Genomic DNA, 4,860 nt, shown 5'->3' with positions numbered 1-4,860 from the left:
TTTCTTTTTTCATCCTTTACCCCCGGGGAAAGCCGCCGTTCAATTCACCGCACGCATTCATGATAATTCTGGCGGCATGATCTGTATCCGGAAAATTTCCTTTAACCTTTTTTAATTTCTATCATTGTTACCCATAATCCTTTTAAAACAATCGTGGGGAGGCCGGAATATTATGGATTGATGATCATCTGTTTTTTTGGGGGTGCAGGGAAAAATAGGAATTAGTTTATGCCGATGGTAAGCTGTGTACGAGGAGGGGATTCTTCGGTCGCCTGCAGCGGTCTCCCCCCCTGTCATTCTGAGCAAGCGGTGTTTAACAAGAACACTAGCATCAAGCCATAAAGATAAATGAAGTAGAAATGGTAACAACAGGGTGAAGGAATAGCGCCGCGAGGAATCTCGGGCAGAGCCAGGCGTTGTGCTTTATAGAGATAAAAGACCAGGAACCAGTTTATGCCGGTAGTGAGGGGTGTACGAGGAGGGGATTCTTCGGTCGTGGCAAACAACGGCCACTCCCTCAGAATGACAGGTATAGCATTTTACTACGCCTCCAAGTAGGGCGGTTTTACGTTGTCATTCAGAGCAAGCGGTGTTTTGCAAGTACACAATCCTCATGCTTCGGGAAAATGAAATGCGGAAACGCTAACAGTTATTGGTACGAATAGCGCAGCGTGGAATCTCGGGCAGAGGAAAACGCTGTGCTTGGCTATGGCAGCCACTCACTCCATGTCGCTGACTCCAACATATCCGTACGGGAAAAGATAAAGACCAGGAACCAGTTTATGCCGGTAGTAGGGTGTGTACGAGAAGGGGATTCTTCGGTCGTGGCAAACAACAGCCACTCCCTCAGAATGACAGGTATAGCATTTTACTACGCCTCCAAGTAGGGCGTTTTTACGTTGTCATTCAGAGCAAGCGGTGTTTTGCAAGTACACAAACCTCATGCTTCGGGAAAATGAAATGCGGAAACGCTAATAGTTATTGGTACGAATAGCGTAGCGTGGAATCTCGGGCAGAGGCAGGCGTTGTGCTTGTAGGGTAGTGGTGCTCGAGAATGGGATTCTCTCACAGAATGAAAAAACAACCGTTACACTGAATAATCCCCATAGCATGTAAAATATGCAGGGCAGGTGATCCCTGTTCTTGAATAATGATATAGCCTATTCAAGGAGGTGGGTTTCTTGTACTATGTGTATATCATGACAAACAAAAATAATACTGTCCTGTACACCGGCATAACAAACAATTTGCAACGTAGAATTTATGAACATAAAAATAAATTAGCGAAAGGCTTTACAGCAAAATACAATATTGACAAACTGGTTTATTTCGAGTGCACTTCAGACATTATTGCAGCCATCTCCAAAGAAAAAAAGATCAAAGGATGGAATAGACAAAAGAAAGAAAAATTGATAAACATGTTAAACCCTGAATGGGCGGATTTGTCATACAAGCTTTAAATTGATGATCCCGGAGTTGGTTTTTGGGGAGATGGTAGAGCTGTCCCGAGGCGAACTTTTTCATTCGTGCGGGGAAAAACAGGAACCAGTTTATGCTGATAGTGAGGTGTGTTCGAGAAGGGGATTCTTCGGTCGCGGCAAACTACAGCCGCTCCCTCAGAATGACAGGTTGTACCTTTTCTTTCTCTGGCAGTAGGGTAAGGGGTACATGAGGAGGGGATTCTTCAGGAACTGAAGCTCTCTTTTGTGGGTATGCGAAAAGATAAAACCAAGGAAATAGCTTCCCCCCCTGAGTAAGTAGTATTAACAAGGATTTCCTCGGCCGCCTACGTTTTCTTTTTCTTTTTTTATATGTTGGCTTGGCGACTGGGCCAGGGGAAAACAGGAAACAGTTTATGGCGGTGGTGGGGTATGTATGAGAAGGGGATTCTTCGGTCGCCCTGAAAAGCAGGGCTCCCTCAGAATGACAGGTACTACACTGTCACATCACGTCGGCAGTCCCGTTTCGCTACCTCGCCTTCACCGGCTATGGCAACCATTCACTCTATGTCGCTGACGCCAACATATCCGTACGGGGAAAAGATAAAGACCAGGAAAAAGTTTAGGAATGGCAGGTAGGGACTTTTCACTACAACGGGCAGGAGATAGGTATATGGTTATGTCAATGGAATGACAGTACTGGAAAGACAGTCGTGCGGAATGGCACAATGCCGGGGAAGGAGTGTGGCGGCCTCCCCCCCTGTCATTCCGAGCAAGCGGTGTTTAACAAGAACACCAACATGAAGCCATGGAGAAAAATAATGCAGAAACGCTAACACCGGAGTGAAAAAATAGCGCCGCGAGGAATCTCGGGCAGAGGCAGGCGTTGTGCTTTGAATGGAATCGAATCAGTTTACACCGGTGGGAATCCATGGTATCATTATCTAGGTTTTTGAGCCTGAAAGCATATAGAACAGAGGAATCAGTATTGGAAACCGTAGTTTCTTACCGGGAAAACCTTGAACTTGACGATCTCATCGACGAGGTACGCACCTTTATTGATCGTATCGAACATTTCCGTATTTCAGACCATAACTGGCTGAAACGTATGCGTTCCAGTGGGGAAGAGCTTGCAACCAGGCTTTCCCAACTGGCTGCTGCTTTAAGTACCGGAAATGCCACTGCCAGAAAATCCATCAAGATTCTGGCAGAGCACCTGGGGGCATTCACGGTAAAATTGACCGAACATGCCAGTATGGTAGACCTCCATGACAGCCTGAATTTACTGGCACGAAGTTACGAGGAATTGCTTCTTGAACTCAACAAACTGCGCCTGGCAGGGGCAGAAGCCCTACACCGTTCCCGTCAACTCAAACCGACCAACTATGTCCGCAATATTTTCCATATTTCCATGGGGCTGATGGGGGCCCTTCTCTATTCTTTTGTGTTGACCCGTCTCCAGGCGGTAGCCATTCTCACGGCAGTCTTTGTTCTTTTCGGGATTCTGGAGATAACCAGGCGCCTCTCCAGCAGGTGGAACGATTATCTGGTGGACAGGGTTTTTGGAGCATTCTCCAGGCCATCCGAGCGATACCGGATCAATTCCTCATCGTTCTACGTGCTGGCGCTGATAGTCATCGTTCTTTTCTTGCCGAAACTGCCGGTCATCGCTGCCACCCTGGTTCTGGCTTTTGCTGACCCCGCGGCCTCACTGATCGGCAAGCGCTGGGGGCGTGTAACCCTTTTTCGGGACAAGACATGGGTCGGTTCACTGGCATTCTTCGCGGCGGGTACCCTGGCGGTGGTGATCTACCTTTTTCTGGCCGCCCCCGATCTTGGGCCCATGCGCATCATCGCCACTTCATTGATTGTCGGTTTTTCCGGTGCCCTGACCGAACTTCTGAGTACCCGCATTGACGACAATTTTTCTGTACCGATCATCTGCGCGGTGGTCGGCACCCTGCTGTTGATGTAAAAAAGGGAAAATAATTCATTCTGCATGGATGGCGGTCGCTTACTCCCGCATTTCCACCCTGCACTAACACTGTATCCCGGCGTTTCTTCCCCCGTTTCAAACGCTTTTTTGTCGATAACTTTTCATACCCTTTCCGATTTTCTTGGTCAGCTCGGTGAGAATAATGGTAAGGACAGTAGTGATGGCGATTACCACCACACATTCTGTCACGTTCTGCTGCCAGAAGGCACGGAAATAGATGCCGGTGACCCAGCCGATGATGACCCACTGCCAGATATAGACCGTGGTGATATTGTAACTCATGTAGCGGTAGAACCTGAAAATGATGTTTCGGGGAATGTACCTGTTTAGATAGACCAGGATTGCCTGATGAAACGTCGTGTATCCCAGGACCTTTATGACTGTTTCCGGCGAATGATAGATAAGATCAGGGCCGAGTATTTTGAAATAGATGTGCCCTGTGGGTTGGTGCCAGATATCGGTCAGGAGGATGCCCAGTGCGAAGGTCAGGGTGGAGAGGATCATGAAACTCAGCTCATGATTGCGGAAACTCTTGATCTTGATGAGCATGCAGCCGAACATTGCCCCCAGCAGTGTGTAGCAGAAGGTCGGGAAGAAAGGGAACCAGACATGGTCGCTATAACCCCAGAGTGGTTCCATGAAACGGTCGATGTAGACATTCCCCGTCATCAATTTGGCCAGAAAGGGCGTGACCAGGATTACCGCCAGGGCCATGTAGAGCCAGTGGATGGGCTTGACCCTCCCGCGGAACAGTTTCCTGATCAGAGCATAGGCAAGGAAGGCCAGCCCCGCGAACTGGAAGATATCCACGGCGAGGATCATATCGCCTATATTGCGGTAAATGGGAAAGTCCTTCATGGCCAGTGTTCCCCGCCGAACTCCGGCGATGATGGGCAGAAAGCGCACCAGGTTGAGGGCATAACCGGCAGCCAGTATGGTCAACCCCCGTCTGACAAGCGTCTGTGTGGTGGAGCGCGCATATACCAGGTAGATGCCGATATAGATCTGAAACAGGGCTTTTCCGCCTATCGGCCAGAAAATAATATGGGCGATGAAACCCAGCAGGGAATTGTAAACCACGTCTTCGGAACCGAGGAATATTACAACATGGTAGATGATAAACCCGAAGACGGCATAACCCCGAAACAGATCCAGGTCATCGATGCGGGGCGGTTTGAATCCGGTGGGGGAGATATCCACCGGTTCCATGAACAGCGAGCGCGTCGTTTCTCGAAAGGAGGGGCGTGCATTTCCGGGAGCGGTTCTGCCATGTTTCTTGTCCCTGCCGCCCTTTGTTTTTTCTTTTTTCATCCTTTACCCCCGGGGAAAGCCGCCGTTCAATTCACCGCACGCATTCATGATAATTCTGGCGGCATGATCTGTATCCGGAAAATTTCCTTTAACCTTTTTTAATTTCTATCATTG

The 4,860-nt window shown here is 48.7% G+C and carries 3 protein-coding genes; 2 read left to right on the top strand and 1 reads right to left on the bottom strand.

Annotated features, from left to right (window positions below):
- The first annotated feature begins 1,199 nt into the window (after window positions 1-1,199).
- Together GX364_07585 and GX364_07580 are read left to right on the top strand one after the other, a co-directional pair.
- Window positions 1,200-1,460 (top strand): GIY-YIG nuclease family protein, encoded by a 261-nt coding sequence (locus GX364_07585; GenBank protein ID NLI70708.1) that lies wholly within the window; start codon window positions 1,200-1,202, stop codon window positions 1,458-1,460.
- Between the two features lie 967 nt (window positions 1,461-2,427).
- Window positions 2,428-3,414, top strand: coding sequence for a hypothetical protein (locus GX364_07580; protein ID NLI70707.1), 987 nt, complete (start codon window positions 2,428-2,430; stop codon window positions 3,412-3,414).
- A 96-nt stretch (window positions 3,415-3,510) separates the two neighbouring features.
- Here the strand turns inward: GX364_07580 and GX364_07575 are convergent, their stop codons facing one another.
- Window positions 3,511-4,746, bottom strand: coding sequence for a DUF1624 domain-containing protein (locus tag GX364_07575; protein ID NLI70706.1), 1,236 nt, complete (start codon window positions 4,744-4,746; stop codon window positions 3,511-3,513).
- Window positions 4,747-4,860: the final 114 nt, after the last annotated feature.

Source organism: Bacillota bacterium (genome assembly GCA_012518215.1).
Taxonomy (GTDB): domain Bacteria; phylum Bacillota; class Dethiobacteria; order DTU022; family PWGO01; genus JAAYSV01.
Note: the sequence above shows the minus strand (reverse complement) of the source record. Positions and strands in the feature narration are given on the sequence as shown.